The sequence below is a fragment of the Arthrobacter sp. MPF02 genome (assembly GCF_046605375.1).
Taxonomy (GTDB): domain Bacteria; phylum Actinomycetota; class Actinomycetes; order Actinomycetales; family Micrococcaceae; genus Arthrobacter.
In genome coordinates, this window is sequence record NZ_CP176772.1 from 3,629,875 (window position 1) to 3,656,133 (window position 26,259).

At 66.2% G+C, this 26,259-nt stretch carries 21 protein-coding genes and 1 pseudogene; 5 read left to right on the plus strand and 17 right to left on the minus strand.

Translation table 11 applies throughout. The annotated features are described in order from the left end of the window. Positions 1-5: 5 nt before the first annotated feature. The 4 genes from ACLH0K_RS17205 to ACLH0K_RS17220 form a co-directional block, all read right to left on the minus strand. Entirely contained in the window at positions 6-509 is a 504-nt protein-coding gene (locus ACLH0K_RS17205; RefSeq protein WP_411374736.1) for a DUF456 domain-containing protein, read from the minus strand. Between the two features lie 94 nt (positions 510-603). Next, positions 604-1,803 carry an NADP-dependent malic enzyme gene (locus ACLH0K_RS17210; protein ID WP_411374737.1) on the minus strand — a complete coding sequence of 400 codons (1,200 nt, stop codon included), beginning with the start codon at positions 1,801-1,803 and terminating at the stop codon, positions 604-606. 287 nt (positions 1,804-2,090) lie between these two features. Continuing rightward, the gene (locus ACLH0K_RS17215; protein WP_411374738.1) at positions 2,091-2,699 is read right to left on the minus strand and encodes a TetR/AcrR family transcriptional regulator; all 609 of its coding nucleotides are present in this window, start codon (positions 2,697-2,699) and stop codon (positions 2,091-2,093) included. 136 nt (positions 2,700-2,835) lie between these two features. Continuing rightward, a complete protein-coding gene (locus ACLH0K_RS17220; RefSeq protein ID WP_411374739.1) occupies positions 2,836-4,110 on the minus strand; it encodes an MFS transporter in 1,275 nt (424 codons plus the stop codon). Between the two features lie 103 nt (positions 4,111-4,213). Between ACLH0K_RS17220 and rraA the strand changes: the two genes are divergently transcribed. Together rraA and ACLH0K_RS17230 are read left to right on the plus strand one after the other, a co-directional pair. After that, the gene (rraA, locus tag ACLH0K_RS17225; RefSeq protein ID WP_411374740.1) at positions 4,214-4,708 is read left to right on the plus strand and encodes a ribonuclease E activity regulator RraA; all 495 of its coding nucleotides are present in this window, start codon (positions 4,214-4,216) and stop codon (positions 4,706-4,708) included. 183 nt (positions 4,709-4,891) lie between these two features. Next, entirely contained in the window at positions 4,892-6,331 is a 1,440-nt protein-coding gene (locus ACLH0K_RS17230; protein WP_411374741.1) for a sugar porter family MFS transporter, read from the plus strand. 37 nt (positions 6,332-6,368) lie between these two features. Here the strand turns inward: ACLH0K_RS17230 and ACLH0K_RS17235 are convergent, their stop codons facing one another. The 7 genes from ACLH0K_RS17235 to ACLH0K_RS17265 form a co-directional block, all read right to left on the minus strand. After that, positions 6,369-7,130, minus strand: coding sequence for an ABC transporter ATP-binding protein (locus tag ACLH0K_RS17235; protein WP_411374742.1), 762 nt, complete (start codon positions 7,128-7,130; stop codon positions 6,369-6,371). After that, entirely contained in the window at positions 7,127-8,155 is a 1,029-nt protein-coding gene (locus ACLH0K_RS17240; protein WP_411374743.1) for an iron chelate uptake ABC transporter family permease subunit, read from the minus strand. Before ACLH0K_RS17240 ends, ACLH0K_RS17235 begins: the two co-directional genes overlap by 4 nt. Further along, positions 8,148-9,155, minus strand: a complete 1,008-nt coding sequence (locus tag ACLH0K_RS17245) for an ABC transporter permease (protein WP_411374744.1) — start codon at positions 9,153-9,155, stop codon at positions 8,148-8,150. Before ACLH0K_RS17245 ends, ACLH0K_RS17240 begins: the two co-directional genes overlap by 8 nt. 25 nt (positions 9,156-9,180) lie before the next feature. Then, positions 9,181-10,131 carry a siderophore ABC transporter substrate-binding protein gene (locus ACLH0K_RS17250; protein ID WP_411374745.1) on the minus strand — a complete coding sequence of 317 codons (951 nt, stop codon included), beginning with the start codon at positions 10,129-10,131 and terminating at the stop codon, positions 9,181-9,183. 201 nt (positions 10,132-10,332) lie between these two features. Next, positions 10,333-11,496, minus strand: coding sequence for a mannitol-1-phosphate 5-dehydrogenase (locus ACLH0K_RS17255; RefSeq protein ID WP_411374746.1), 1,164 nt, complete (start codon positions 11,494-11,496; stop codon positions 10,333-10,335). Next, positions 11,496-13,505, minus strand: a complete 2,010-nt coding sequence (locus ACLH0K_RS17260) for a PTS mannitol transporter subunit IICBA (RefSeq protein ID WP_411374747.1) — start codon at positions 13,503-13,505, stop codon at positions 11,496-11,498. The genes ACLH0K_RS17255 and ACLH0K_RS17260 overlap by 1 nt, the downstream gene beginning before the upstream one ends. 94 nt (positions 13,506-13,599) lie before the next feature. After that, complete coding sequence (locus ACLH0K_RS17265) at positions 13,600-14,325, minus strand: TetR/AcrR family transcriptional regulator (RefSeq protein ID WP_411374748.1); 726 nt, start codon at positions 14,323-14,325, stop codon at positions 13,600-13,602. Positions 14,326-14,484: 159 nt separating this feature from the next. On the opposite strand from ACLH0K_RS17265, the gene ptsP reads away from it, so the two are divergent. Further along, entirely contained in the window at positions 14,485-16,170 is a 1,686-nt protein-coding gene (ptsP, locus tag ACLH0K_RS17270; protein ID WP_411374749.1) for a phosphoenolpyruvate--protein phosphotransferase, read from the plus strand. Positions 16,171-16,226: 56 nt separating this feature from the next. Here the strand turns inward: ptsP and ACLH0K_RS17275 are convergent, their stop codons facing one another. Next, on the minus strand, positions 16,227-17,021 hold the full coding sequence (locus ACLH0K_RS17275) for an alpha/beta fold hydrolase (protein ID WP_411374750.1): 795 nt from the start codon (positions 17,019-17,021) through the stop codon (positions 16,227-16,229). Positions 17,022-17,069: 48 nt separating this feature from the next. Between ACLH0K_RS17275 and ACLH0K_RS17280 the strand changes: the two genes are divergently transcribed. Continuing rightward, entirely contained in the window at positions 17,070-17,513 is a 444-nt protein-coding gene (locus ACLH0K_RS17280) for a helix-turn-helix domain-containing protein (protein ID WP_411374751.1), read from the plus strand. Here the strand turns inward: ACLH0K_RS17280 and ACLH0K_RS17285 are convergent. Next, positions 17,510-18,875: pseudogene (locus ACLH0K_RS17285) on the minus strand (PucR family transcriptional regulator). The gene ACLH0K_RS17280 and the pseudogene ACLH0K_RS17285 sit on opposite strands and share 4 nt — an antisense overlap. Before the next feature lie 90 nt (positions 18,876-18,965). Between ACLH0K_RS17285 and ald the strand changes: the two are divergent. Beyond that, positions 18,966-20,084, plus strand: a complete 1,119-nt coding sequence (ald, locus tag ACLH0K_RS17290) for an alanine dehydrogenase (RefSeq protein ID WP_411376515.1) — start codon at positions 18,966-18,968, stop codon at positions 20,082-20,084. Here the strand turns inward: ald and ACLH0K_RS17295 are convergent. From ACLH0K_RS17295 to ACLH0K_RS17310, 4 genes are all read right to left on the minus strand, one after another. Further along, positions 20,074-21,147 (minus strand): Gfo/Idh/MocA family oxidoreductase, encoded by a 1,074-nt coding sequence (locus tag ACLH0K_RS17295; RefSeq protein ID WP_411374752.1) that lies wholly within the window; start codon positions 21,145-21,147, stop codon positions 20,074-20,076. The genes ald and ACLH0K_RS17295 overlap by 11 nt on opposite strands. A 119-nt stretch (positions 21,148-21,266) precedes the next feature. Beyond that, positions 21,267-22,985, minus strand: coding sequence for an ABC transporter family substrate-binding protein (locus tag ACLH0K_RS17300; RefSeq protein WP_411376516.1), 1,719 nt, complete (start codon positions 22,983-22,985; stop codon positions 21,267-21,269). A 49-nt stretch (positions 22,986-23,034) separates the two neighbouring features. Next, positions 23,035-25,272, minus strand: coding sequence for a dipeptide ABC transporter ATP-binding protein (locus ACLH0K_RS17305; RefSeq protein ID WP_411374753.1), 2,238 nt, complete (start codon positions 25,270-25,272; stop codon positions 23,035-23,037). Continuing rightward, positions 25,269-26,258, minus strand: a complete 990-nt coding sequence (locus ACLH0K_RS17310) for an ABC transporter permease (RefSeq protein WP_411374754.1) — start codon at positions 26,256-26,258, stop codon at positions 25,269-25,271. Before ACLH0K_RS17310 ends, ACLH0K_RS17305 begins: the two co-directional genes overlap by 4 nt. Position 26,259: the final 1 nt, after the last annotated feature.

Consider the following 26,259-nt stretch of genomic DNA (forward strand, 5'->3'; position numbering starts at 1 on the left):
CCGGTTCAGCCGCTGATGGCCGCGACCCACACGCCGATGACCCAGGTGCTCGCGGCAAGGCAGGCGAGCCCGAATTCGGCGAGCATGCCCAGCCCGGTGGCCTTGAGTGCCGCCCAGCTCGAGGTGGTGGCCCTGCCTATGTTGCGGGTGCGGAGGAACTCGCTGAGCAGCAGGCCGGCCGCGAACCCGACGAAGAGTCCCACCACGGGGATGAGGAACATGCCCACCACCCCGGCCACGAGGGCGGCCACAATGCTGCGGCTTGGAATGGCGTGCTGCTTCAGCTTCCTGCCCGTCAGGACAGCGCTGGCTGCCATCCCCGCGGCCACGAACAGCATGGCCACCGCAAAGACCACCCAACCCGCCGCGCCGGCGCCGCCCCAGATGGCCCAGGCCAGCAGGCTGGCACCGATCAGGATGCTGCCGGGCAGGACGGGGATAACGGTGCCGGCCACCCCCACCGCAATGGCCAGGCCGCACAAAATGGTCACCACGGTCTCGGAAGTCATGGAATTCAGTGTATTTCCTGCTTGACCCCCGACGGCGGCGCCTCCCTTGGGCAAGGAGGCGCCGCCGTCGTTGTTGTCCCGGGCGGAAGGAGCCTTACTTCGCGTCTGCTGCCGCGGCCACAGCGGCGGTGACTGCCGGGGCGACCCGCGGATCCAGCGGGCTGGGGACGATGTAGTCTGCGGACAGATCCTCGGCCGCGAGTTCGGCGATGGCCTGCGCCGCGGCGAGCTTCATGGCGGGGGTGATGCGTCGGGCACCTGCGTCCAGTGCACCGCGGAAGATGCCGGGGAAGGCGAGGACGTTGTTGATCTGGTTGGGGAAGTCGCTGCGGCCGGTGGCGACGACGGCGGCATACTTCGCGGCCACCTCGGGCAGTACCTCGGGGTCCGGGTTGGAGAGGGCGAACACGATGGCGTCCTGGTTCATCAGGGCCAGGTGCGCCTCTTCCAGCTTGGAGGACGAAACACCGATGAAGACGTCGGCGCCCGCCAATGCCTCGGCCGGGCCACCGGTCACGCCGCGGGGGTTGCTGCGCCCGGCGATATCCGCCTTCTTGCTGGTGCTGTCTCCGGCCAGGTCCGCGCGGGTGCTGTTGATGGCGCCCTTGGAATCAAGCAGGACCACATCGCTGATGCCTGCGGCCAGCAGGATTTCGGCGACGGCGATGCCGGCGGCGCCCGCACCAGAGACCACCACGCGCAGGCTCTCCAGGGGGCGTCCGGTGACCTTGGCGGCGTTGGTGAGGGCGGCGAGGGCAACGACGGCGGTGCCGTGCTGGTCATCGTGCATCACCGGGCAGTCAAGGGCCTCGATCAGCTTTTCCTCGAGTTCGAAGCAGCGCGGCGCGGCGATGTCCTCGAGGTTGACGGCGCCGAAGCTGGGGCGCAGCCGGACGAGGGTTTCCACGATCTCGTCAACATCGCTGGTGTTGAGGACCAGGGGAATCGAGTCGAGGTCGCCGAAGGTCTTGAAGAGGGCGGACTTGCCTTCCATCACCGGCAGCGAGGCGCTGGCGCCGATGTTGCCCAGGCCCAGGACGGCGGTGCCGTCGCTGACCACGACCACCAGGCGTTCGGCCCAGGTCAGGGTGCGGGCCAGTTCGGGCTGCTTGTGGATGGCGCGGCTGACCTCGGCCACACCGGGGGTGTAGGCAATGGACAGGTCCCGCTTGTTGGACAGCGGCGCCGTGGTGGCGACCGAGAGCTTGCCGCCCTGGTGCGCGCCGAAGATCTCTTCCTCGGTCAGGGCGGTGGCTGCGGAATCGTCAACTGCGGTGATTGCGTCAATGGACACGTCGTTGTCTCCTGGTTCTCGCCGTGCATGCACGGCACCTGAGTACCCCGGTCCGGCGGACCCGGGGTGATGAAATGCTGCGAACAGGAAACCCAGGGGTGGCGGGTCCGCAGGAGCGTAGGGGATGTTTCCACCCTGCTGCTCCGGTTGACCCATGGTAGGCAGCCGCTGAAAGGACGAAAGCACGGCTTGACACGGCAAAGGCGCGCTAAAACGCTTTTGCCCGCGCTTTTGTGATCCAGGACACCTTATTAAGGCGTATTTATCGGCCTTTTGGTCTAGGCCAGTTACGCACTTTGGTGCAGTGTGAAGCGGGAATCAGTTCCAGGTGACAGCCTGGCGCAGGCCTTTTTGAGGTCTTCCTCGGCCTCGAACAAGGACAGCCGCCGGTTGCGGACGGACTGGACCAGACCAGTGACGGTCAGCAGCAATACCCGTGCCGCCACCTCATCACTGGCGGCTGCCCCCACCACCTTCTCGCCGAGGGCGTCGATTTCGCGCAACAGGGCAGTGGTGTCGCGGTCTGGCAGGTAGACGCCGCGGCTGAGGCACTGTTCCACGGCCGGCTGCATGACCCGCATGTGGAAGATCTCCATAACCAGCCCGGCAAGGGCGCGGCCGCGGAACCGGGTGGAGGCGCTTCGGGCACCGGCCTGCAGCTCGTCGAGCTGGTGGCGGTAAAGGGCAAGCATCAGGTGCGTGGGCGACGGAAAGTACCGGTAGAGCGTGCCAAGCGGGACATCAGCCTTGGCTGCCACTTCGGCCAGTTCCACGGAGTCCAGCCCCTTGCGCGCGAAGGACGCGGCGGTTTCCAAAATGCGGGTATAGCGGAGCCGCTGGCGCGGAGCGGATGGCCTGGCGGCCATGGGCGGATGGTCTGAAATGGTCTCGGGCATCGGCATTCCGGTTGTAATCCTGTGTGTTGGCAGCCGGGAGCGCCCCCATCCCGACTCCGCCTGCAGTCCGGTTCAACTATACGGCACAGCAGTTTGACGAATTCGTCAGCGTTCTTACCATCCCTGTCAGGGCGGGTCAGTCCACGCCCCTGATCATCACCACAAAGACGGCTCCGAGCATCCCGATGACAGCGGCCAGGAGGAACAGGACGTCGTAGCCTCCCCATTCGGTCACGGCCAGCAGCGCCAACCCGGGTGCCACCACCTGCGGGAGGGAGTTGGCCACATTGATCACGCCCATGTCCTTGCCACGGCTGACGGCAAACGGCAAAACCTGGGTCAGCAAAGCGAAGTCCACGGCCAGGTAGGCGCCGAAGCCGATGCCCAGGACGGCGGCCCCGGCGAGTGCTCCCGGCCAGACGGGGAAGAACGCCATGATGAGGCCGGCCATGGCTATGGTGGCGGAGGACCCGATGACAAAGGGCTTTCTCCGGCCCACCCTGTCGCTCCACGGCCCCGCCAGGACGGCAGTGACCATCACCATGACGGCGTAGATGCCGGTAAGGACCAGCACGCCGGCGGCCGGATCGTCGTGGCCGATGATGTCGCGCAGGAAAAACAGCAGATAGACGATGGTCAGCTGGTTGCCTACGTTTACGAGGAACCGGGTCAGCCACGCCCATGCGAAGTCCGGATACTTCACCGGGCTGATGTAGAAGCCGGAAAGGAAGGACCGCAGCCGGAACGCCGGTAGCTCGGACATTGGCAGTGCAGGGTCATTCCGGTGGAACAGGTACGGCAGGACGGACAGCAGCAGCGCCGCCCCGCACAGCCAGTAGCCCACCATGAAGTTGCCGGACACGACGGCGCCGAAAACCGCCCCGGTGAGGATCCCCAGGGTCTGGCCCATGGCAGCCAGTCCGCCCACTCCGCCGCGCTGGGCAACCGGGACACGGTCCGGCACAGCCGCGGTGATGGCCGCATAGGCGGCGTTGGCGCCCAGTTGGACCAGGCACCAGAAGATCACCATCAGCGCAACGGCTCCCGACACGGACATCGCCAGCAGTGCCGCGGTTGCCAGGACCGCCCCTGCGAGTACCCATGGGGCGCGGCGCCCGAAGCGGGAGGTGGTCCGGTCCGAGAGCGCACCGAAGAGCGGATTGGCCACCAGGGAGACTGCCGCGCCGCAGGCCGTGACCAGCGAAAGGATGGCTTCCTTGCTGGGCGCATCGATGCTGATGGCCTGCTGGCCGATGAAGACATTGATGGGGCCGAAGAACGCAGCATTGATGCCGACGTTGACCAGGACCAGCCCGGTCACCCAGCGTGCGGTGACCTTTTCCGTGGGCTCGGCGAGCGCCGCCGACGCCTGCGGAAGGTCCGGCGGGACAGGCGTGTTCGGCAAAGTCATGGCTGTTCCCCCTGGACGTCGTGATGCGGAAATCAGACTATCGTGGGCAGCATCAACCCGGGGGCCACACCAAGGCCCGGGCCGCAAAGAGCAGGAGAAGCCATTGGCAGCAGCAGAAGACCAGTCCCTGACCGCCATCAACACCGCCGACCTCTACGATGAGCGCGGCGACGAACTCACCTCTGTTTCGTTGCAGTTCCAGTCCCTGGGCGGCCGATCGCACTTCTTCGGGACGGCGCGGACCATCCGTTGCTTCCAGGACAACGCCCTCGTGAAGTCCGTCCTGGCCACGCCGGGCAACGGCAGCGTCCTGGTGGTGGACGGCGGCGGCTCACTCGGCACCGCCCTGATGGGGGACATGATCGCCGAAAGCGCCGTGGCGAACGGCTGGGCCGGCGTCGTCATCCATGGCGCCATCCGGGACCGGGAGGCTCTTGCCCTCCTGGACCTGGGCGTGAAGGCGCTCGGAAGCAACCCGAGGAAGAGTGCCAAGGCCGGCGCCGGTGAAACGGACGTGGATGTGGTGATCGACGGCGTGACCTTCCGTACCGGGGCGATGGTCTGGTGCGATCCGGACGGCATCCTCGTGGAACGGTAGGCACCACGACGACGGCGGCGCGGCCCGCCGTCGTCGTCCTCCCTGTGGCGGGGACACGCCCAAGTGGATCGCGGCGCCGTGGCATGGAACACTGTTAGGCGCGAGTGCGCCGGCCCCCCTGGCCGGTACCGCAGCCGACGACGTCCGCACCGCATCCATCAAAACCCAGACCCAGGGAGAACCATGCCCACTGCACAGGAGCAGACGACCAGCCGGATACCGCAGCGGGTGATCTGGCTTGCCCTCGCGGGGGCGGTGGGCGGATTCCTCTTCGGCTTCGACTCTTCCGTGGTGAACGGCGCCGTGGATGCCATGAAGGACGAATTCGCGCTGTCGGAAGCGGTGACAGGCTTTGCCGTGGCCGTCGCGCTGCTCGGTTGCGCTGCAGGTGCCTACCTCGCAGGAAAGGTGGCCGACCGTTACGGCCGGATTCCGGCGATGAAGATCGGCGCACTGCTGTTCCTGGTCAGCGCCCTGGGTACCGGTTTCGCTTTCAGCGTGTGGGACCTGATCTTCTGGCGCCTCGTGGGTGGGCTGGGGATCGGCCTCGCCTCCGTCATCGCCCCGGCGTACATTTCGGAAATTTCGCCGCGCAAGGTCCGCGGCCGCCTGGCTTCGTTGCAGCAGCTGGCCATCACCACCGGCATCTTTGCTGCGCTCCTGTCCGACGCGCTCCTGGCCACCAGCGCCGGCGGCGCGGACCAGGCCTTCTGGCTGGGGATCGAGGCCTGGCGGTGGATGTTCCTGGCCGCCGCCGTGCCCGCAGTAGTGTACGGATGGGTGGCGTTCACGCTGCCCGAATCCCCGCGGTTCCTGGTGTTCCTGGGCAAGGAGGACGAGGCGCGGAAGGTCTTTGATTCGATCGCCCCGGCCGAGGACACGGACCGGCACATCCGCGAGATCCGGGAAGCCATCGAGGAGGACCGGCTGGCCGGCCAGAAGGGGTCGCTGCGCGGAAAGACCCTTGGCCTGCAGGCGGTGGTCTGGGTGGGCATCATCCTGTCCGTGCTCCAGCAGTTCGTGGGCATCAACGTGATCTTCTACTACTCCACCACCCTGTGGAAGGCCGTGGGCTTCCAGGAGAAGGACTCCCTCACCATCTCGGTGGCAACGTCCGTCACCAACATCCTGGTGACCCTGGTGGCGATCGCATTGGTGGACAGGATCGGGCGCCGGCCCATCCTGCTGGCCGGTTCCGTTGGCATGGCCGTGTCGCTGGCCGCCATGGCGCTGGCCTTTGCGTCGGCGACGGGCAGTGGAGGGGACATCACCCTTCCGGGTTTTTGGGGCCCGCTGGCACTGGTGGCCGCAAACGTGTTCGTGGTCAGCTTCGGCGCCTCCTGGGGCCCGCTGGTGTGGGTGCTCCTCGGTGAGATCTTCCCGTCCCGGATCCGCGCCCGGGCCCTTGGCCTTGCCGCGGCGGCGCAGTGGGTGGCCAACTTCGCGATCACCCTCAGCTTCCCTGTCATGGCGGCCGGTTCCCTGCCGCTGACCTACGCCATGTACGCGCTGTTCGCCGCGGCCTCCTTCTTCTTCGTGATGTACAAGGTGCCCGAAACCAACGGCATGTCCCTGGAGCAGGCCGAGACGCTGTTCGTGGCCAAGGGATCCGCCAGGGTTTAGCCAGCGCCGGCGAAAAGCCGCAGCAAGTTAAAGAGCGTCAGGCGAAGTAGACGCCGATCCGGTTGCCGTCGATTTCCTCGATCCGGATGTCGATGTCGTAGACGTCCCGGAGCATGGCCTGCTGCATGATCTCCCGCGGGCTGCCCTGGTGCACCAGCCGTCCGTCCTTCATGGCCAGGATGGTGTCCGAGTAGCAGGACGCGAAGTTGATGTCATGGACCACCAGGACAATGGTTTTGCCCAGGTCGTCGGCCAGCCGGCGCAGGAGCCGCATCATTTCCACGGAGTGCTTCATGTCCAGGTTGTTCAGCGGCTCGTCGAGGAGCAGGTACCGGGTGTCCTGAGCGAGCACCATGGCAATGAAGGCCCGTTGCCGCTGGCCGCCGGAGAGCTCGTCCACGAACTTGTCCGCCATGGGTGTCAGGTCCAGGTGCGCGATGGCCTCCTCCACCTTGGCGAGGTCCTCGATGGTGGGGCGGCCGCCGGAGTGGGGGAACCGGCCGAACGCCACCAGGTCCCGCACGGTCAGCCGCATGGTCAAGTGGTTCTCCTGCCGCAGGATGGCCATGGTCCTGGCCAGTTCGCGGCTGTCCGTGGCGGCGACGTCCAGCCCGGCCACGGACACCTCCCCGGACTCCAGCGGCTGCAGCCGGCTGATCAGTGAGAGCAGTGTGGACTTGCCGGCCCCGTTGGGGCCGATGATCGAGGTGATGCCCCCTTGCGGGATAACGCAGCTGACGTCGTCGAGGACCGCCTGGCCGCCGTAGCTCTTGGAGACGTTGCGGACCGCGATGGTCATTTTAGGGAGCCTTTCAGCAGGAGGTAGAGGAACAGGATGCCGCCGGTGAACTCGATGACCACGCTGAGGGCCGTGGCGAAGCCGAAGACCTGTTCAAGGACCAGCTGCCCGCCCACCAGGGCAACGGCGCCGATGAGCACCACGATGGGCAGTAGCCAGGCGTGGCTGAAGGTGCGGCAGAGCTGGTAGCCGAGGCTCACCACCAGCAGGCCGAAGAAGGTCACCGGTCCCACCAGGGCGGTGGACACGGCCACCAGGAGGGAGCATCCCAGCAGGACCAGCATCACCGTTTTGCGGTGGTCCACGCCCACGTTGATGGCCACTTCACGGCCCAGCGCGAGGACGTCAAGCGTCCGGCGTGCCCGCCACACGGCGGCGCACACCACGGCGATGATCACCGCGGACACGGCCAGCAGCGACGGGTCCACGTTGTTGAACGACGCGAAGAACAGGTCCTGCAGGATGATGAACTCGCTGGGTTCCATCAGCCGCTGCAGCAGTGACGAAAAACCGCGGAACAGGCTGCTTAGGATGACGCCCACCAGCAGGAGCAGGTGCAGCGAGCGGGTGGCCCCGGTGAACATCCACCGGTACAGCAGCGCGCTGAAGGCCACCATGAGCACCACCTCGACGCCGAACTGCAAGGCGGGTGGTGCCGCCACCACTGCGGCAGCCCCGAGGGTGAAGGCGAGCGCCGTCTGGATCAGGATGTACAGGGAGTCGAACCCCATGATGGACGGGGTGAGGATCCGGTTGGCCGTCACCGTCTGGAACAGCAGGGTGGACACGCCCACGGTCACGGCCACCAGCAGCATGGCGGCCACCTTGATGCCGCGGCGGGGCAGGACGTAGTCCACGTTGCCTTTGAGGTCGAAGAAGAGGAAGAAGAGGACGACGGCGGCCGTCGCGGCGAGCAGGATGCCCACCACCAGGTGCGGGGAGGCATTGCGGACGCGGCCGCGGAGGCGGGTGGCGGGCGCAGCGGCTTTGGGAGGACGCGGGGCGGTGGCGAGCGCGTCAGGCATTGCGCTTCCTCAGGATCAGGACGAGGAAGAGGATGGCGCCCAGCACGGACATGACCATTCCCACGGGAACCTCGTAGGGGTAACGGATGGTGCGGCCGATGATGTCGCAAACCAGGACAAAGGCGGCCCCGAACAACGCGGTCCACGGGACGGCCCTGCGGAGGTTGTCGCCGAAGAGCAGGGACACGATGTTGGGCACCACCAGGCCGAGGAACGGCACGGCACCCACTGTGGTGACCACGACGGCGGAGATCAGCGAGACGATGATCAGCCCCAGCCGCATGGTGCGCGCGTAATTCAGGCCCAGGTTGGTGGTGAAGTCCTGGCCCATCCCGGCCACGGTGAACCGGTCGGCGGCCAGCAGCCCGGCCAGGACCAGGACGGCAACGATCCAAAGCAGTTCGTACCGGCCGCGGAGGACTCCGGAGAAGTCGCCGACCATCCAGTTGCTCAGGGTCTGGAGGAGGTCGTACCGGTAGGCGAAGAATGTGGTGACGGCGGCGATTACGCCGCCGAGCATGATGCCCACCAGCGGGATGAGCAGGGTGTTGCGGGCGGGCAGCCGCCGCAGGATGGCCAGGAACAGGGCCGTCCCCAGCAGCGCGAAGGCACTGGCCACGAGCATTTTGACCAGCACGGGCGCGGACGGTGCAAGGACGGTGACCACCAGGATACCCAGCGTGGCGGACTCAACAGTGCCAACGGTGGACGGTTCCACGAACCGGTTGCGGGCCATCAGCTGCATGATGAGTCCTGCCACGGCCACGGCCATGCCGGCAAGAAGGACGGCCAGGGTGCGGGGCACCCGGGAAATCCAGAAGACTTCAACGGTGGCAGGGTCGCCGGCCAGGAGGGCCGGCAGCGAGACGTCGCTGACGCCCACGAACATGCTGGCGGCCGCGAGGGCAAGGACGGCGACTGCGGCAGCAGCCAGGCCCGCACGGTGGCGGGCCTGGCTGCTGGTTGCCTGTGCGGCGGGGCGCACGGCGTTGGTGGTCATGGGCGTGCAGGGGTTGGAAAGGGGGTCAGGCCACGGAGCCGGCCACGGCGTCAACCATGGCCTTGACGTTGTTCAGGCCGTAACCCACGATGTACCAGCCGGCGGGGTCGAGGTTGATGACCTTGTTGTCCTTGGCGGCGTTGGTGGACCGTACCAGCTCGTTGTCCAGCAGCGGGTTGGCTGCCGGGGCGTCCCCACCGGTGGCAACGTCGCGGTTGATGACGTACAGGATGTCGGGGTTGACCTGCTTGATGTATTCGAAGGAGACGGCCTCGCCGTGGCTTCCCTCTGTTTTGACGTCGGCAGCGGCGGGTACGCCAAGGACGTCGTGGATGATGCCGAAGCGTGAGCCCGCGCCGTAGGCGGTAACCTCGCCGCCGGACGTCAGCACGATCAGGCCCTTGCCGGCGCTTGCGGCCTTGGCCTTGGTGTCGGAGACGGTGGCGTTGACGGCGGCGAGTTTCTCTTCGACTTCAGCGGACTTGTCGAAGATGGTTCCCAGCTTTTCGGTCTGGGCCTTGAAGCTTTCCATCGGCTGGGCGGCATCGATGGACAGGTCGATGGTGGGGGCGATCTTGCTCAGTTCCTCGTAGGCACCGGCGGTGCGGCCGGAGATGATGATGAGGTCCGGGTCGCCGGCGCTTACGGCTTCGAAGTCGGGCTCCTTCAAGGAACCGATCTTGGCGTACCTGGCGTCCGCGTACTTCGCCAGGGACTCCGGGTAGGCTGCCTCGGGCACGCCTGCGGGTTCCACGCCCAGCGCGTTCATCGTGTCCAGGACGCCGAGGTCGAACGTGAAGACCTTCTCCGGGCTGACCGGGACGTTGGCAGTACTTCCCTGCGCATGCTCCACCGTTATGGTTCCGGCTTCGTCAACGGACGAGGTGGCCGTGGCGCTTCCTCCGCATGCGGTGATGGTCAAAAGAGCCGCTCCCGCAGCCAGTGCCCCCAGGTAGCTCGAAAGCCTTTTCTTCACGGTGTACTCCACATCGACTAATAGGTCACAACTTCGTTGCCTAATGGGCTGAGCCTATAAGTAAGGAAAGGCTAACTTCAAAATGGATGAAGGCTTTTCAGCCTTTAAGTGGGAGAGATCACACAGGGCGACGCCGGCACTTGCGGAAGTGCCGGCGTCGTCCTGTTGGTGCAGTACGTCGTTTTTCGAAGATGGTCCCTGTCAGGCGGGCGTGCGCGCCACCTCCGCCTGCCGCTCTTCCACTAGGGTGGCGACGGCGCTAAACAGCGGGTGCTCCGGCTCAAGGCCCGTGATCCTCGCCGTGGCATCGGCAGGGCTATGTGAAGCGAGGATGCCTGCCAGTTCCGTCGCTTCGGCGTCGGCGGGATCATTGAAGCGCAGGGCCGCGGTGATGGCGCCCAGCAGGGCCTCGGGCACCACTCCGCGCTCGGCGAGTTCAGCGGCCGGCCCGATGAACCGTTCGTGCCGGCTGAGCTTACGCAGCGGCGCGCGGCCTACCCGGTGGACGGTGTCCGGCAGGTGCGGGTTGGAGAACCGGGCCAGAATCTTCTGGACGTAGGCCTCCTGCTCATCGTTGCTGAACCCGTGCTTGGCCACCAGCAGCTGCTTTGTTTCCTCCAGCACGGCCCGCACGTCCTCGGCCACGTCCTGGTCCGCCATTGCGTCGGAGATCTTCTCAAGCCCCGCCTCGAAGCCGAAGTATGCAGCCGAGGCATGACCGGTGTTCACCGTGAAGAGCTTGCGTTCGATGTACGGCGAGAGGTCGTCCACGAACGTGGCACCTGGAATGGCGGGGGCTGAGCCCGCGAAGGCGGTCCGGTCGATGACCCACTCGTAGAACGTCTCCACGGTGACGTCCAGGCCCTGGCCGGGCTCCTGGTTGGGCACGATCCGGTCCACCGCGGTGTTCGCGAAGACAGCCCTCCCCTCCAGGGCCCCGTTGGCGCCCTCCGGGCGGGAGGCCACCTCCCGGGCCAGGATGTCCGTGGCGTTGATGGCGTTCTCACAGGCCATGACCTGCAGCGGCGCCAGCCCATCCTCCCTCGCCGCGATGCCCCTGGCGATGACCGGCGCCACGAACTTCAGGACGTGCGGGCCCACCGCCGTGGTGACGATGTCCGCCGTCGCGATTTCCGCCATCAGCTCCGCCTCCTGGGTGTTGGAGTTCAGGGCACGGAAGTTGGTGACCGGCCGCACCGTGGCGTCCTCTCCCACTTCGTGGACCCGGTAGCTGTCCGCTTCCGCCAGCTGGGCGATCAGGGCATCCGCAACATCCGCGAACACCACCTCATACCCGGCGTCGTGCAGGAGCAGCCCCACAAAACCGCGTCCGATGTTTCCGGCACCGAAATGTACTGCCTTCACTATGCGTTGACCTTTCCGAAGAGCTCCAGGACTTCGTCCACCGACGTTGCCGCTTCCAGGCGGGCCACCTGCTGCTTGTCCGTGAAGACCTTCGCGATGGAGGACAGGATGTGCAGGTGCTCGTTGTTGACGCCCGCGACGCCCACCACGAACTTGACCTGCTTGCCGTTCCAGTCGATGCCCTGCGGGTAGCGGATCACGGAGACCGCCGACTTCCGGATGTGGTCCTTGGCGGCGTTGGTGCCGTGCGGAATGGCCAGGTAGCTGCCCATGTAGGTGGACACGGATGCCTCGCGCTCATGCATGGCCGCTATGTAGCCCTCATCCACGGCGCCGCGGGCCAGCAGGAGCCGGCCGGCTTCGTCGATGGCGGCGTCGCGCGTGGTGGCCGAGCCGTCCAGGACAACGCTCTCGCGCGCCAGGACCTCAGTGCCGCCGGTTGCGGTCCCTGCGCCTGCTCCGGACGCTCCGCCAGGGGTTCCCTCCCCCGGGTCGGTGCCGGGGACGGTGCCGCCCTCGGTGTTGCTTTCGCGTACCAGTTCGACGATCTCGTCGTAGCGCGGGCTGTTCATGAAGTTGTCCACGGAGTAGTGAACAGCGCTGGAGGTGACCGGCTTGGCACGCTCGGTCAGGTCCTGGTGGGTAACCACCACGTCGTAGCTGTCACTGAGGTTGGCGATGGACGCGTTGGTGACCTTTACGTCCGGGAACCCTGCGGCCTTGATCTTGTTCCGCAGCACGGAGGCGCCCATGGCGCTGGAGCCCATGCCGGCGTCGCACGCGAACACGATGTTCTTGACCGGTCCGGCCAGGACGCCCACGCCGCCGGCGGCGGCACCCGCGCCGGCGCCGGTCAGGGTGGAGGCAACGGAGCTCTTCTTGCCCTTCATCTGCTCCATCCGGGAGGTGGCGTCGTTGAGGTCCACCTCGTCGCTGTGCTTGGTGGTCTTCATGATGACCGAGGCCACCAGGAAGGACACCGTTGCGGCCAGCAGGACCGCCAGGATCACGCCGATGTAGCTGTCGCGGGAGGTCTGGGCCAGCACCGCGAAAATGGAACCCGGGGCCGCGGGGGCAACCAGGCCCGAGTTGGTGATGGCCAGCGTGGCGATACCGGTCATGCCGCCGGCGATGGCAGCCAGGATCAGCAGCGGGCGCATCAGCACGTACGGGAAGTAGATTTCGTGGATGCCGCCCAGGAAGTGAATGATCGCCGCGCCGGGAGCGGAAGCCTTGGCAGCACCGCGGCCGAAGAACATGTACGCGAGCAGGATGCCCAGGCCGGGTCCGGGGTTGGCCTCAAGCAGGAACAGGATGGACTTGCCCTGCTCCAGGGACTGCTGGACACCCAGCGGGGTCAGGACGCCGTGGTTGATGGCGTTGTTCAGGAACAGGACCTTGGCGGGCTCGATGAAGATGCTGGTCAGCGGCAGCAGGCCGTTGTCCACGAGGAACTGCACCACGTTCCCGGCGCCCGTGCTGAAGGCCTGTACCGCAGGTGCGATCCCGTAGAAGCCGAGGATGGCCAGCACGGCGCCCCAGATGCCGGCGGAGAAGTTGTTGACCAGCATCTCGAATCCGGGGCGGATCTTGCCGTCCCAGATGGAGTCGATCTTCTTCATGGTCCAGCCGCCCAGCGGGCCCATGATCATGGCGCCAATGAACATGGGAATGCCGGCCCCCACGATCACGCCCATGGTGCCGATGGCGCCGACCACGCCGCCACGGGTGTCATAGACCATCTTGCCGCCGGTGTAGCCGATCAGCAGTGGCAGCAGGTAGGTGATCATCGGTCCCACGAGGCCGGTGTTCGGCACACCACCCGTCTCGCCGAAGCCGCCCAGCTGCGGAACCGGCAGCCAGCCCTTCTCGATGAACAGGGCGGTGATCAGGCCCCAGGCGATGAAGGCGCCGATGTTGGGCATGATCATTCCGGACAGGAACGTCCCGAACTTCTGGACGTGTACCCGGGCGCTGGTACGGGGCTTTGCAACTGTTTCTGTTGCCATGTGATTTCCTAACCGTCTGTCCTGCTGCTCCGCAGGATGGTCCGATGATGACGAGCGACGTACTGCTGGTGGAACGGGTGCTGCGGGTTGTGGCCTAGGCCGGACTGGTGGAGATCCGGTGCAGCCATTCGAGGAAGAGTTTGAGTTCCGAGCTGGAGAGCTGGTCTGAGTGCGAGGCCTGAAGTGCGGCGTTCAGGGCAATCGCTGCCACCACCACCGAGGACTTTCCGGTGCCGTCCGGGGCCGCGCCGCCGGAGGGCTCGGCTGACACCGCAAAGATCATGGCGTCCCGTGTCATGGTGGACAGTTCGAGGTTCCGTTCGGAGGCGGGGTCCGCAATCAGCATCAGCGTCACACCCACGTTCGCCGCCAGGATGGACCTGGCTGCTTCCCGGGGGTGGACGTTCAGCTGTCCCGCCACCGCTGCCTTGTTCAGCATCTCCTCCATCAGCGCCTCGGCATCGGCCACGATGGCCGGGCGGCTTTCCGGACGGATATTGCCGAACATCACCAGGTACAGCTCGGGCTGGTTAAGCCCGAACTGGACATGGTTGTCCCACATCCTCCGGATGTCCTCAAGCGGATGCCCGGAGGGGGCGAAATCCCTTTCGCCCGCGACATATTCCTCAAATCCCGCGGCCACAACGGCGTCGAACAAGCCTTCCTTGTCCCCGAAGTGGTGGTACAGGGTGGGAGCCGAAACCCCGGCCAGCTGCGTGATCTGGCGGGTGGAGACGGGAGCTCCCGCAGAGTTTGCCAGCAATTCCGCCGCTGCACGCAGCAGCCGCATTTTGGGGGGAAGCTGGCCATCCAAACTCATAACCGCTACCCTAGCACCTATAGCAATGCTATATGAACTGAATCACATACAATTTTTCAGGCACGTTTCCCGCCCTGGACGTAGCAGTCCACCGGCGGTCCCGGCACGGCGCCGGAGAACCTGGCGGGCCTGGCTACCGGAAGAGAATGAGGACCTTCAGTGCAGAACTTCCCAGGAGTAGGCGTCAGTCCAGGCCGCGTTATCGGAACCATCCGGCAGATGCCCAAACCGATCAGCGAACCTCCCGCCGGCGAACAGCTGGCGCCGGACACCACTGCAGAGGAAGCCACCGCCGCACTGAAGGCAGCAGCAGCCGCTGTCCATGACGAACTGAAGGCCCGCGCCGAGACGGCAACCGGCGACGGCAAGGCCGTCCTGGAAGCCACCGCACTGATGGCCAAGGACACCATGCTCCTCAAAAGCGCCGGCAAACTTATCGGCCGCGGCACGTCCCCGCAGCGCGCCATCTGGGAGGCCGGGGCGTCCGTCTCCGAAATGCTGCATAACCTCGGCGGCTACATGGCCGAGCGCGCCACCGACGTCCTGGACGTCCGCGCCCGCATCGTGGCCGAGCTCCGCGGCGTTCCCGCCCCCGGCATCCCGTCCGCCGGCACGCCCTTCATCCTGGTGGCCGAGGACCTCGCCCCGGCCGACACCGCCACCCTGGACCCGGACAAGGTCCTGGCCCTGGTCACCTCGGGCGGCGGACCCCAGTCCCACACAGCCATCATCGCCCGCTCCCTGGGCCTGCCCGCCGTCGTGGCCGCCGCAGGCGTGGACGAACTGCCGGACGGCACCGAAATGTATGTGGACGGCGCCGCCGGCTTTATCAGCGTCGATCCTGACGAGTCCCAGCGCGCCGCTGCCCTCGCCTGGGCCGGCAACGCCTCGCTGCTGGCCACGTTTGACGGCAACGGCACGACGGCGGACGGCCACCTGGTGCCGCTGCTCGCCAACGTGGGCGGGGCCAAGGACGCTGCCGCGGCCGCGGGCCTGAACGCCCAGGGCGTCGGGCTGTTCCGCACCGAGTTCTGCTTTTTGGAGCGGGATACCGAACCCAGCGTGGAGGAACAGGCCGCGGCGTACAAGGGCGTGTTCGACGCCTTCCCCGGCAAGAAGGTGGTCCTGCGCACCCTGGATGCAGGTGCGGACAAGCCGCTGCCGTTCCTTACCGACGCCACCGAACCCAATCCGGCACTTGGCGTCCGCGGTTACCGCACCGACTTCACCACGCCGGGCGTGCTTGAGCGCCAACTGCAGGCCATCGCCCTGGCCGAGAAGGAGTCCGAGGCGGACGTCTGGGTCATGGCGCCCATGATTTCCACCGCCGAGGAAGCAGCGCACTTCGCCTCCATGTGCGCCAGCGCCGGCATCAAGAACCCGGGCGTGATGGTGGAGGTCCCCTCCGCCGCCCTGACCGCGGAAGCGATCCTGCGGGAAGTGGGCTTCGCCAGCCTGGGCACCAATGACCTCACCCAGTACGCCATGGCGGCGGACCGCCAGCTCGGCCCGCTCGCCAACCTCAACACCCCCTGGCAGCCCGCCGTCCTGCGCCTGGTGGGGCTCACTGTGGAGGGGTCCCGGGCGGAAGGCAACAACAAGCCCGTGGGCGTCTGCGGCGAGGCGGCCGCGGACCCGGCCCTCGCCGTCGTCCTTACCGGGCTGGGCGTGAACACCCTGTCCATGACCGCCCGTTCGCTCGCCGCGGTAGCCGCCGTCCTGAAGACGGTCACCCTGCCCGAGGCGCAGGAGCTGGCCAAGCTGGCGCTGTCCGCCCCAAGCGCCACCGAGGCGCGCGCGTGGGTGCGGGAGAAGCTTCCGGTCCTGGAGGAACTGGGGCTCTAGCAGCCGCCTTCTGCAGTACAACGTGGCCCCGGGCATTGGACCCGGGGTCCGGTGCCTCAGGCTGTGACGTCGAAGCCGTTGACCGCGCGGACCCATCCGCTGATGGTTTCCGCGGCGGTATCCGGTGCGGTGTGCTGGAAGACGTGGCCCTGTCCAAGGATTTCCGCCATGGTGCCGTGCTGGGCTGCGCCTGCCAGCGCTTCACACCAGGGCCGCTGCGCGATGGGATCCTTGGTGCCGCGCAGCACCAGCACCGGCTGGCGTACCGCCGCCACCTTGTCCCGCAGGGGGTACTCCATCATCACGGGCAGTTCCGTCAGGTACCAGCGGGGCCCGGCCCGGAAGTAGTCGCTGAAGACGATGGCGTTGCAGGGCAGGGATTCGCTGAATAAGGAGTCCCTTGTCAGCGCCAGGGCCTGACGTGCCACGGACTTCCTGCTGTCGTCCACCACCGGGCCCATCAGGACTGTGCCCGCCACCAGCTCCGGCTCCTGCAGCGCCAGTTCCACCGCGAACTGGGTACCCATGGAGTGGCCCACCGCGATGACGTTCCGGACTCCGGCCTTCGCGAGGACGCCTTTGACGAAGGCGGCATAATCCGCCACCTGCAACTGCCGCCCCGGGCGCGAGGATTTCCCGAATCCGGGCAGGTCCAGGGTGTAAACATCGGCGCTTCGTGCAAGCTCCTCATGCAGCCTGGCAAGGTAGCGGTGGGAGACGCCGATGCCGTGCAGCAGGACGAAGGCCGGCCTTCCGGCTGCACCCGGGGCAGCCTCCGCCGGCACGGCAGAGGCATACAGTTTCCCCTGCAAACCGCCGTACTCCACATCCCGTCCGCCACTCAATGCCATCAGCCGAGCATACCGTCCGGCGCCGCCGGGCACCGGTAGGCTGAAGCCATGGCACTGATAGCTCCCCGGATGACGGGCGCGCTCCCGCCGGAGGACGCCGCAAGCCTGCAGCGCGCCCTCGACGGCAGCGAGGACGTCACTGTCTTCGTCGACGGCACGGTCCACCGGCTGCCTCCCCTGGCCCGGGACGCCGTCGTCGACCTCCTGGCGCGGTTCAGCCGTGGCGAGGCTGTGACCGTAAGCAGCGTGGAGGAAATGCTTACCACCTCCAAGGCGGCGGAACTGGCCGGCATTTCCCACACCTACCTCCGCAACATGACGGACCGGGGCGAGATCCCAGTGGAATACCGCGGCACGCACCGGCGCATCCCGCTGGCGGCGATCATGGCCTGGCTGGAGAAACAGAAGGCCGAACAGCAAAAGCTGGAGCAGCAAAAAAAGGAAGCCCGGAAGAAGGTCGGCTCCGCGGAAGACCCGGACCCGGAAGGCTAGATCCGGGGCCTTCCCGCCCACCGCCGCATCTTCAGGGCGGCATGCAGTTCCAGCCGCGGCATTCCCTTCAACGGGTCAACCCCGAGCAGCTGGCGTATCCGGGCCAGCCGGTTGTAGATGCTGCTGCGGTGCAGGTGGAGCTTGGCGGCCACATCCTGGACGGAGCCGTCATTGTCGTAGAGGAGTTCCAGGACCGGGATGAGCTCATTGTTGCGGTCGTGGTCCTCCAGCAAGCGGAAGTACACGGAGCCCGAGTCCGCCCACGCGCCCACCCCTCCGCCGGCCGAGGCGAGCAGCTGGTAGACGCCCGCGGACCGGCAGTCCACCAGCTCGCCCAGCTGCGGGTCCACGGCGGCGGCCTGCGCGGCCATCCGGGACTGCCGGTACGCCTCGGAGAGCTGGCGGGTGCGGCTGAAGCCCTCGCTGATTCCGAGGATGATCCGGTGCACGGGGCGGCCTGAACGCTTGGCGAGTTCCAGCTGGTAGTGGACCAGGACCTGCGCGTGGTTCGCCCGGCCGGTCGTTTCCCTGAACAACACCACGGAGTGGGTCTCGGTGCCTGCGCTGAACAGTGCCGCGTCCATACCCACCGTGGCCTGCAGCGCGGTGGAGCGGTGGATCAGGGTGGCCGCGATCGGGTCGGGGCCGCTCGACCAGCCGTCCGCGTCCAGGACCGTGACCATCTGCCAGGGCCCTTTTCCCTGCACTTCCTTCCACCCCGCGACGGCGGCTACCGCGTTCGGTTCCCCGGCACACGCTGCCAGGAACTCCCGCTCCCGGCCCCGCCGGAATTCGGATTCTGCTGTGTTGGAATCGAGCAGCAGCCCGGACAGCATTTCCAGCTCGTGATTGACCACCGGCAGCTGGGTGAGGATCGCCGTCGGGCTTTCCTCCGCTGAATCCTGCTGTACCCACAGGTACCCCACCCGGAAACCACGCACCATCAACGGAACGCAGACCCGGCCCAGCATGCCCAGGTCCGGGTTGGCCGGGACCACCACCGGGCGCACGGCTGTGGCAATGCCGTGCGAAAGCTGCCACGCGCTGACGTCCGCCGGCACCTTCTTGCTCAACAGGAAGTTCACCCGTACCCGGTCCGCGTGGGACTGGTTGGAGCTGTATGCGAGCAACACGCCGTCGAGGTCCTCCAGCGACAGCCCGCGGCCAAGCTTCAGTGCCACCTGCTCGACGAGCTGTTCCACACCCTGCTGCTGCATGGGGCAACATTACTGCCTGGGCGCGGCCCCGACCGAACGGACACCAGGCGACACTTGACGCCCGCAGGCTCGACAAACGTCGAGGATCGCGGAGCAAAATCCGCGCAATCATGCGGTTCCTGTGCGGCGTCTCCTTCTGCTCCATGTCAGCTGGCTCACAGCCGGATTTATCGTGGAAACACGCAATTCCTTCCCGACTTTCCGGTGCACAACCGCCGAGAACCTGGAGCCCACGATGATCATCGGTGTCCCCAAAGAAATCAAGAACAACGAATTCCGGGTGGCCATCACCGCCGCCGGCGTCCACGAGTTCCGCACCCACGGCCACACTGTGGTGGTGGAGCGCGGCGCAGGACTCGGTTCCGGCATCACCGATGAGGAATACTCGATTGCCGGCGCCGAGATCGTCAACGAAGCGGACGACGTGTGGGCCCGCGCCGACATGGTGATGAAGGTCAAGGAACCCATCAAGGCCGAATACCACCGCTTCCGCAAGGGCCTGATCCTCTTCACCTACCTGCACCTCGCGGCCGAACCCGAACTCACCCGGGAGCTCATCAACTCCGGCGTCACCGCGATCGCCTACGAAACCGTCCAGGAGGGCCGCGCACTGCCTCTGCTCGCCCCGATGTCCGAGGTGGCCGGCCGGCTTTCCGTCCAGGTGGGTGCCTCTTCCTTGATGGCTCCCGCCGGCGGCAAGGGCATCCTGCTGGGCGGCGTGCCCGGCGTCCGCCCGGCAAAGGTCGTGGTGCTCGGTGCCGGCGTGGCCGGCACCAACGCCGCCGCCATGGCCCTGGGCCTCGGCGCCGACGTCACCATCCTGGACATCAACATCAACCGCCTGCGGGAACTGGACGCCCAGTACCAGGGCCGGCTGAAGACCGTGGCCTCCAACTCCTACGAGATCGAGAAGTCCGTGGTGGACGCCGACCTGGTGATCGGCTCGGTCCTGATCCCGGGCGCCAAGGCTCCCAAGCTGGTCACCAACGACCTCGTGGCCCGGATGAAACCCGGCTCTGTCCTGGTGGACATCGCCGTGGACCAGGGCGGCTGCTTCGAGGACACCCACCCCACCACGCACCAGGAACCCACCTACAAGGTGCACAACACCATCTTCTATTGCGTGGCCAACATGCCCGGCGCGGTGCCCAACACGTCCACCTATGCGCTGACCAACGTCACTTTGCGCTACGCTGTGGCACTGGCCAACCTCGGTGTGAAGGCCGCGTTCGACCGCGACGCCGCCCTCGCCGCCGGACTCAACATCGCCGCCGGCCAAGTGGCGCATCACTCCGTGTCAGAGGCGCACAACCTGCCCCTGGTGGCGGACTGGCACGAACTGGTTACGGCGTAGTCTTCCGGGCCACGTGCCGTGCCTCTTCGATAAGTCTGAGGCCCTCGACGGCGTCTGCCGGGTCCACCGGGAGCGGGGCAGGAGAGGAGGCGCCGCCGTCGAGCAGCTTTTCCGCCAGCAGCCGGTAGAACTCCGGATAGGCACCCCGCTCCGTGGGCAGGGCATCCAGGTGGCCGTCGCGGCCAAGGAGCCCTGCCCATTCCGGCGCCTCGACGCCGTAGTCCTCGTCCAGGGGGCTGCCGCCGGCGACGATATACGGTTCCTGCGGGTCCACGCCGTGCTTGGTGAAGCCGCCCACGGACCCCAGCACCCGGAACCGGGGAGCCTGCTGCGCGCAGAGCATGTTCATGCTGAGGTGGCTCAGCACCCCGGAGTGGTGCCGCAGCACCAGGAACACGTCGTCGTCGGCCCGTTCATCGGAGCGGCGCGCCCGCAGCTCGGCGTGCGCCACTGTGGCGGGGCCGAACAGCTGGAGCGCCTGGTCGATCAGGTGGCTGCCAAGGTCGAAGAGGGCGCCCCCGCCGTCCTCTGCCGTGGCCCGCGCTTTCCAGGCTTTGGCGATAATGGGGGACCAGCGCTCGAACCGGGACTCGAACCGGGTCACATTGCCCACGGCTTCCACTGCCAGCAGCTTGCGCAGGGTCAGGAAGTCCCCGTCCCACCTCCGGTTATGGAACACCGTGAGGACGCGGCCCAGCCCGCCGGCCAGCGCAATCAGTTCCTCGCCCTGCTCACTGGTGACGGTGAAGGGCTTGTCCACCACCACGTCCAACCCGGATTCCAGCGCCGCTTTCGCCAAGGGGTAGTGGGTGGCCGGTGGCGTCCCCAGCACCACAAGGTCCAGTTCGTCGGCGCGGTTCAGCACCGCGTCGCCGTCGGGAACGGTCCTGACCCCCGGGAAGCTGCCGCTGGCAGCTGCCTGCCGGCCAGCGTCGGACGTTGCAATGATGTCCAGCGAGTAGTTGCCGTCCGCGGCGATCAGCGGGGCGTGGAAAACGCTCCCTGACAGCCCGTACCCGACAACGGCAGTACGGATGGCGGGTGCAGCATCAGTTCCGGTCATGGGACCTACGCTACTCCGGACGCGCGCCCATATCCTGCGGCTTAAACCCAAACGCTCCCCCACGTTCCACCGCTAACGCGGCGGGAAGTGGGAGAGCGCTGGCACGCTTCGTGCGAGGGTTACTTCTTTTCCCAGCCCAGCGTGGTCCAGTCCGGAACCTGGGACAGGCTCTGGAACAGGGACGGGCCGTAGTTGGCCAGCCCGGTGCGGACAAAGGAGATCTGCGGGCCGTTCATGACCACGCCCATGGAGAAGTACTTCGCCATGTGCTCCTTCTCCACTTCCATGGCCGCCTTGTTGCGTTCCGCGTTGTCCTCGATGGAGGCGAGTTCTGCGATTTTCTTGTCCAGTTCCTCGTCGCCCAGGCCGTTCTCGTTGGTCTTGGAGTCGTAGTACTGCTTAACCGCGGAGGTGGCGTCGGCGCCCACTGTGTAGCCGGAGACGCTCAGGTCGAACTCGCGGCCGCCCACCACTTTGCCGAAGTCGGCGGAGGCGCGCTGGTCGATTCCGACGTCCATGCCGCCGTCCTGGAGCTGCTTCTGCAGGGTCTGGGTGAAGGCCAGGGTGGTGGGATCATCGCCGAAGTTGCTGATCTTGAAGGATACGGGCTTGCCGTCCTTTTCCATGATCCCGTTGGCGTTCTCGGTGTAGCCAGCGTCCGCCAGCACCTTCTTGGCCGCATCAGCACCGGTTTCCTTCACCGGGTAGTTGTCCTGGTAGTACTCGGAGAACGGCAGGAGCATCATGGAGCCGGAGCTCGGCTCTTCCCAGTTCAAGCCGTTGAAGCGCACCTTGCGCAGGGCCTCGCGGTCCACGGCTGCGAAGATGGCCTCGCGGACGGCTACGTCGGTGATCCGCTGGGCGTTGATGTTCAGGCCGCCTGCGAACAGGCGCTGGCCGCGGCGGACCTCGGAGTCCTTGCTGCCTTCCAGCTGCTTGTACAGGGCGATGGTGTTCGCTGACATGGCATCGATCTCGCCGTTCTTGAACGCGGCGATCTGGGCGCTGGTCTCAAGCTGGCGGAAGACCACGTTCTCCAGGACCGGCTTGGCCCCCCACCACTTCTCATTCGGGACCAGGGACAGGGTCTTGCCTGCGGGGTCGTACTGGTCCACTTTGAACGGGCCCGCCATCCACTCGGGGTGCATCTCGCCCACGAAACCTTCGTTGAAGATCTCCGGCGTGTTAACGGCCGGGTGGATCAGGCCGAAGAACAGGTCTTCCAGCGGGTACACCGGCTGGGTCATCTTCACGACGACTTCTTTGTCGCTGCTGCCCGCTTCCACGGACTCCACGAAGGCGTAGGACCCTGACGTGACGATGTCATAGCCATTGTCCGGGCTTTTGAGGATGTTCCAGGTGTTCTGGAACGCCTTGATGTCGATTGGTGTGCCGTCGTTGTAGGTCGCTTTTTCGTTGACCTTGATGGTGATGGTCTGCTTGCCGTCAACCATTTCGCTTTCCACCGACTCGCAGAAATCAGTGTTGGGGGTCGCCTTGCCCTTGAAGTCGACCTTCCAGCAGCCGCCGATGCCGCCGCCGCTGACTGCCACGGGATTGATCGGGGCCATCAGCGCTGAGGTGTCGGAGCTGTTGCCGCCGTTGGAGAAGCCATTGAAGTCCGGGCCGATGCTGCCCAGCGGGAGGGTGACCTTCCCGCCCTGTTCAAGATCGGCTGCGGGCTTCTCGTTGATGCTGATCAGCTTCGACAGGTCGTCGCCTGCCTCCTGCCCTTTGGCCGTTTCCGGCCCGGTGGCACCGCCACCACCGCCGCAGGCCGTCAGCGCCAGAGCTGCGGCAATGGCCACCGCTCCGCCGATCCTGTTCAGATTCCTCATGGTTTTCCCTTCGTTGATGCGGGTGGTGCTGGTGATGGGTCGGGTGATCCTAAGGTGCATGGTGGTCCGCCTGGTCATGGACCACCAGCATGTCTTCGTCGAGTTCCCCGTCAGGGAAGAAACAGGCAAAACGCTGGTCCGGAACGGGAACGGGATGGGCTTCCAATGCCCGGGCTGCGGCGGACGGTGCCACAGCCTCAAGCGGCGGCTCGAGCGTGCGGCACTTTTCCTGCTTCACAGGCGGAAGCGCAGCATAAACGGGGCACCGTGTGGCAAAGTTGCAGCCCTTGGGGGCGTCCAGCGGTGACGGCAGGTCGCCTTTGAGGATGATGCGTTCGCGGGTTCTTTCCACCTGGGGATCCGGAACGGGAATGGCGGACAGCAGCGCCCGGGTGTACGGGTGGCGCGGCTGGTCGAAGACCCGGTCCACCTCGCCGATTTCCACAATCTTGCCCAGGTACATCACGGCCACCCGGTTGGAGATGTACCGGACCACTGACAGGTCGTGGGCCACCAGCAGGTAGCTCAGGCCCAGTTCCGCCCGGAGCTTGTCCAGGAGGTTGATGACGCCCGCCTGCACGGAGACGTCGAGGGCGGAAACGGGTTCGTCGAGCACCACCAGTTTAGGATTCACGGCGAGCGCCCTGGCGATGCCGATCCGTTGCCGCTGCCCGCCGGAAAATTGGTTGGGGAAGCGGTTGACGTGGTCGGGCTGCAGGCCCACGAGCTTCATCAGCTCCATGATGCGTTTCCTGATGGCCTGCCTGTCCATCCCGGCGTTCTGCAGCGGTTCGGCAAGGACCTCATACACCGTGAACCGCGGGTCCAGCGCGCCGGTGGGATCCTGGAATACCATCTGCAGTTCCCGCCGCATTGCATTCCTGGCCCGGGAATCGGCGGCCTGCTTGTTGCTGATGCCGCCGATCACCACCTCCCCGTCCTGGTCCTTGTGGAACTCCATGATCTCCAGGAGCGTAGTGGTCTTCCCGGACCCCGACTCGCCCACGATGGAAAAGCATTCCCCCTCGCGGATGTCGAAGCTCAGCCCATCGACGGCCTTGACCGTACCGATGCGGCGCTTGAGCAGGGACCCCTTGGTCAGCGGGAAATGCTTCCGGATGTCCTTGAGCTGCAGGACTGTTGCCCGTTCGTCCCGGGGGATGGCGTCGAAGCGGGAGGCTGGAACGGGTGGAGCGGCGAAAACGTCGAGGACATCGACGTCGCCGCCCAGGGCCTCCGATTTGATGCAGGCCGCGTGGTGCCGGGGGCCGCCGGAAACCGGAACCAGCGCAGGTTCCCCCGCCAGGCACGCCTCGGAGGCGAGCGGGCAGCGGGGCGCGAACGAGCAGCCGGTGGGTTCGTGCAGGAGGTTGGGCGGCATCCCTTCGATGGGCACAAGCGGGGACTTCTCGGCCGCATCCACCCGCGGCACGGCGCCAAGGAGGCCCATGGTGTAGGGCATCCGCGGGTTGTAGTAGATCTCGTCCACGGGTCCGGTTTCCACGGGTTTGCCGGCGTACATGACCATGATGTCGTCCGCTATGCCCGCCACTACGCCAAGGTCGTGGGTGATCATGACGACGGCGGCGCCGGTTTCCTCCTGGGCGGTGTGCAACACCTCAAGGACCTGCGCCTGGATGGTGACGTCCAGGGCGGTTGTCGGTTCATCGGCAATGAGGACACGGGGATTGTTGGCGATGGCAATGGCGATCATGACGCGCTGGCGCATGCCGCCGGAGAATTCGTGCGGGAAGGCTTTCAGCCTGGCCTTGGGACTGGGGATGCCTACCATGGCGAGGAGTTCGACGGCGCGGGCTTCTTTCGCCTGCCTGCTCATGGTGGGGTTGTGGATGGTGAGCGCCTCGACGATTTGGGTGCCCACGGTGTAGACGGGCGTCAGGGAGGACAGCGGGTCCTGGAAGACCATTGACAGTTCGTTGCCGCGGTATTCACACATGGCCTTGTCGCTAAGCCCCAGGAGTTCGCGCCCTTTGAGCCGGACGGACCCGGAGATGTCCGCGGTGCCGGGGAGCAGGCCCATGATGGCCAGGGAGGTGACCGACTTGCCGGAACCGGATTCCCCCACAATGCCGAGGGTCTTTCCCGGCATCAGGTCGAAGTCCACGCCGCGCACGGCGTGCACTACGCCGTTTTCGGAGTTGAAGCGGACGTGGAGGTCCCGGACGGACAATACGGCGTCGGTGGGCGCGTGCAGTCCGGCCACGTGCAGCCGCTCAACCGGCGACCCTGTGGGCTCTGCCGGTCCAGTGGTGGTTTCACTGCTCATGACGCCTTCTTCTTTGCGCTGGTGATTCTGGCGATCTTCCTTCTGGCCCTGCCCGAGGAACTGGAACTGGGATCGAAGGCGTCCCGGAGGCCGTCATTCATCATTGCCAGGGAACCCGTAAGGAGGAACATGACCGTCAGGGGCACCCAGAACATCCAGGGGAAGGTCTGCACCTGTGAGGTGGCACCGCCGATCAGCACGCCCAGGCTCACGTCCGGCACCTTGATGCCGATGCCGATGAACGAAAAGGCAACCTCGGCGAGGATGGCGCCAGTAACGCCGCGGGTGATGTCCAGGACCAGCAGCGAACCGATGTTCGGAACCAGGTGCCGCCAGACGATGCGCCGCGGCGGGACCCCCATGTACTGCGCTGCCTTGACGAAGTCGCGTTGCATGAGGGACATGGACATCGAGCGGATCAGCCTGGCGGTTCCCATCCAGCTGAAGACCAGCAGCACGATGATCAGGAGCAGCCACGAGGGCAGGTCCCGTTTCAGCCCTGCCCCTCCCCCGCTGGTGGCAACAGCCACCACCAGGAGCGCCGGCATCATGATCAGCGCTTCAAGGAGGAAAAGCATGACCTTGTCCACCTTGCCCCCGAAGTACGCCATGGTGCATCCGTAGACGGCGGCGATGAGGACCGAGACCAGGCCGACGACCAGGCCGATCAGGATGGAGATCCGCGTACCTTCCACGGTCATCGCGTAGAGGTCGATGCCCGCCTGTGAGGTCCCAAGGTAGTGCTCGGCGGACGGCGGCATCCCGATGTTGAAGGGATCGATGGTGTCCTTGTCCCAAGGCGTGAAGTACCCGCCTACAAAGGAGAAGACTGTCAGCCCAAGGAAGATGACCAGGCCGGCCACGGCTGTCTTGTTCCGCATGAAGCGGCGGAAAATGATGGTGGACTTTCCGATGACGACGTCGGAGTTGTCAAGGTGCGCGTCCTGCGCAACGGCGGCCGGGTCAACGGCATTCAGGTTTGTCATT